The organism is Fusibacter sp. (assembly GCF_057447755.1).
In genome coordinates, this window is record NZ_JBVBZF010000349.1 from 1 (window position 1) to 3,611 (window position 3,611).

The 3,611-nt window shown below is 37.5% G+C and carries 3 protein-coding genes; all 3 read left to right on the forward strand.

Annotation, left to right across the window (positions count from 1 at the left end):
- The first annotated feature begins 108 nt into the window (after positions 1-108).
- Positions 109-1,263 (forward strand): double-cubane-cluster-containing anaerobic reductase, encoded by a 1,155-nt coding sequence (locus AC220I_RS19920; protein WP_486725617.1) that lies wholly within the window; start codon positions 109-111, stop codon positions 1,261-1,263.
- A gap of 2 nt (positions 1,264-1,265) precedes the next feature.
- On the forward strand, positions 1,266-2,036 hold the full coding sequence (locus AC220I_RS19925; protein ID WP_486725615.1) for an acyl-CoA dehydratase activase: 771 nt from the start codon (positions 1,266-1,268) through the stop codon (positions 2,034-2,036).
- A gap of 138 nt (positions 2,037-2,174) precedes the next feature.
- Positions 2,175-3,611 (forward strand): PAS domain-containing protein (locus AC220I_RS19930; RefSeq protein WP_486725616.1); only part of this gene is annotated, 1,437 nt, incomplete at its 3' end.

The window sequence follows — 3,611 nt, forward strand, 5'->3', positions numbered from 1 at the left end:
AGAAGTTTTTATGACCACTCTCTTTCAATCGACATTGGAATTTCAATGTTATATGATGTTAATATCATAACAATCCAACTGGGTTGGAACAAATTTAGGGAGGCTGAAATGGAATTACGAAAATCTTTACCAGAAATATTTGATCAATTTGCTGAAGCGCGTAAAAATGGCTTTATTGCAGCAAAAACCTTAAAAGAACAAAACATTCCGATGATTGGTACCTTTTGTACATATATGCCCCAAGAGCTACCACTTGCCATGGGTGCTGCAGTGGTCTCTCTGTGTGCAACATCAGATGAAACCATCTCTGAAGCTGAGAAGGAATTGCCTAGAAATCTATGTCCTCTTATCAAATCAAGCTATGGGTTCGGCAAAACAGACAAATGTCCTTACTTCTACTTTTCTGATCTAGTTGTAGGCGAAACTACCTGCGACGGCAAGAAAAAAATGTATGAACACATGGGGGATTTCAAGCCTGTACATGTAATGCAACTTCCAAATACACAAGCATCAAGCGATGCTTTTACCCTCTGGAAAAATGAAATCATCAAGCTAAAAACACTTTTAGAAGAAAAATTTAACGTGGAAATTACTGATGCTCAAATTAAAGATGCCATTGCACTAAAAAATGCTGAAAGACGTGCCTTAAAACGCTTTTACAGCTTAGGCAAACTAAACCCACCTGCTATTAGCGGCACTGACATTTTGAAAGTCCTTTATGGCTCAACCTTTAAATTTGACCGCAGTGCCAATATTAAAGAAGTGGAAGCTTTAACAGACCAAATTTTAGCGGCTTATGAAAATGGCGAGAAATTAGAAGCTAAACCTAGAATTCTCATTACAGGCTGCCCTATTGGTGGCGTCACTGAAAAAGTTGTCAAGGCTATTGAAGATAACGGTGCTCAAGTCGTTTTCTTTGAAAACTGTATGGGCGCAAAAGCAATCGAAGACCTTGTTGATGAAAATGAACCTGATGTCTATGAAGCCCTTGCTAAAAAGTACCTATCAATTGGGTGTTCTTGTATGACACCGAACCCAAACCGTGTTGATCTTTTAAACAGAGCAATTGACGAGTATAAGGTAGATGGTGTTATTGATGTCATCTTGCAAGCATGCCACACATATGCTATCGAAACAATTAGTATCAAACGTTTTGTCAATGAATCTAAAACCATCCCTTACATGAGTGTTGAAACAGATTATTCTACATCAGATATCGGTCAGCTCAACACACGTATGGCTGCATTTGTGGAGATGCTCTAAAAATGGCCATTATTGGAATTGATTCAGGATCAACCACTACTAAGGGTGTTATTTATGATGGTAGACAGATTACGCACACGCTTATCATGCCCACAAGCTATAATCCTCGCCAAACCATGGAGACTTTATCACATGAACTTCATAGAATTAGCGGTGCAGAGATTCCCTACCCTGTTTTTACAACGGGATATGGCCGTGATTTATTAGCTCAAAAAGTTCAAAGCATCACTGAAATCACTTGTCATGGCGCTGGTGCTTACCACCTTAACCCTCAAACAACTACCGTACTGGATATTGGTGGACAAGACAGTAAAGTGATCAAACTCGATGCCAATGGTAATGTCATAGATTTCTTGATGAACGATAAATGTGCAGCAGGTACTGGGCGTTTTATTGAAGTCATCATGCGAACCCTCCATAAAGATTTAATCGAAATAGACGATTTCGCCTTTACACATGACCCCATTAAAATTAGCAGCATGTGTGCAGTCTTTGCAGAAAGTGAAGTCATAAGTCTCTTAGCAAAAGGCGTCGAACCAGCGGATATTGCCCTTGGAATCCTTGATTCGATTTGCGAACGATCATCGCATTTCGTCAAAAGATTAAGTCAAGAAACTCCGGTCTTCTTCAGTGGTGGATTAGCTCAGAGTAATAAGATCAAATCAAGGCTTGAACTTCATTTGGGTGTCCCTGTTTTCACGCATGACAAATCCCAGTATGTAGGTGCCATTGGCGCTGCTGTGCTCGGGTACAAAAAATTACATCGAATATAAAATCACCAAGCACTCACTTGATACTTCATCCACAAGTATCAAATGGGTGCTTTTTATGTAAAACTTCTTTTAATATTGATTTTATTGAAGCCACTAGGGTATAGTAATACTATAACTTTGCGATGGGAAGTGCTTATTATGACAGAAAAATATAAATTGAATCCTAAATGCAAAAACTGTCTCCTATTAAACTCAATTTTATCCCAAAAAAGTGAGATAGAAGAAACCCTACAATGTGCGGTAAGAATTACCAAGCTTGGCATCTGGTCTTGGGATCTCATAACGAATAAAGTTTACTTGTCCGATGAGATTTTTAGGATAACTGGACATAATAAAGAGGCATACGATGGCAATTTTGAGTATGTTTTCAACAAAATCATTCATCCACAATCTAGAGATCTGCTTCAAACTTCAATTGAAAAAGCATTTGAAAGTGGCTTAGTCCCTCAAGAGGAATACCGTGTTCTCAACGCTTCAGACATTCCCTGTTGGGTAAGATTAAACGGTGAAATCATCTATGATGAAAATGGACAAAGGATTAAGATGATTGGTACGCTACTTGATGTAACAGAGGATTATGTCATCAAATCGGATTTGACATCTGATTTGAGTTTTTTTTCAACTCTTATGGAAATACTTCCCAACCCAATTTTCTACAAGGATGCCGCAGGTTTGTATAAGTTCTGCAACTCTGCTTTTTTACAGTATATAGGACTTAAAAAAGACCAAATTATTGATAAGAGTGTCTATGACATCTCACCCAAGGAACTTGCTGATATATATTTTAAGGCTGATCACGATCTTATGGTCAAAAAGGGACAACAAGTTTATGAGTCCAAGGTAAAATATGCAGATGGCACCATCCATGATGTTATTTTCAGTAAAGCAGCTCATACTGATGATTTAGGCAATCCTGTGGGGCTTGTTGGCATTATACAGGATATTACAGAAAAAAAGATTTCCGAGCGTAAAGATAAAATATTGCAGAGTATACGTGATATATTTTGGAAAATGAATCAAAGTATTATGGACTTTGAAAATGATGAGGCTTTTTTTAGAAGAATTCTCACTGAACTCAATGTGATTTTTCACGACTTAAATCGCGCATCTGTTTTTGACCTGACATCACTTGAGGCGATCAATGTCATCACTCATTTTGATTACAAAGATTTTAAGGAAATCAATACTGATATAGAACCTCTTAAGGCTGGCGTTTTACAGTGCATGAGGGGACAACACACTAAGCCTAAGATCTGTTATGATTTTCTTAATGATACCACAACAAGTGAAGATAAAGAGAAATTGATCCTTTTTAATCACACGCCAAATGCTTTACTTATTCCAATTCAATTTAATAATGATGTCAAATGGTATCTCGCCATTGAACGTGATCAAGACCTCCCATTTGATAAGATTGACTTTTATGCAGCAGAATTTTTACAGGAAGAGCTTCCTATTTTCTATCGTATCTTCGATTTGACAAAAGCAACCTTAAAGCTCTCCCGTTTTGATAGCTTGACCAATTTGGCAAACCGTGGTTATTTTAATCTCCTTTTTGATGAGAAGTTTCAAAAT